The sequence below is a fragment of the Bacillus sp. NTK034 genome, assembly GCF_017303275.1.
In the GTDB taxonomy this organism is placed as follows: Bacteria; Bacillota; Bacilli; order Bacillales; family Cytobacillaceae; genus Cytobacillus.
Map to the genome: position 1 here is coordinate 1 of NZ_JAFKOJ010000065.1, position 220 is coordinate 220.

General features: G+C 43.6%; 1 protein-coding gene. It reads left to right on the forward strand.

Annotated features, from left to right (window positions below; genetic code table 11):
* On the forward strand, window positions 1-220 hold a 220-nt coding region (locus JI665_RS29320; protein ID WP_206846320.1), incomplete at both ends, for a metal-sensing transcriptional repressor.

Genomic DNA, 220 nt, shown 5'->3' on the forward strand with positions numbered 1-220 from the left:
ATATGATCATCACAAGCAGAGAAAGAATGTTGTGAATCGATTAGCGAAAATTGAGGGACACGTACGTTCTGTTAAGGAAATGGCTGCCAGTGGGCGGGATTGTGGAGACTTAATGATCCAGATTGCAGCTATCCGTTCAGCCCTTAACAGCTGCGGAAAAGTAATTTTAAAAGATCATTTGGAAGGCTGTGTGGTTGAGGCGGTTAAAGAGGGAGATGAT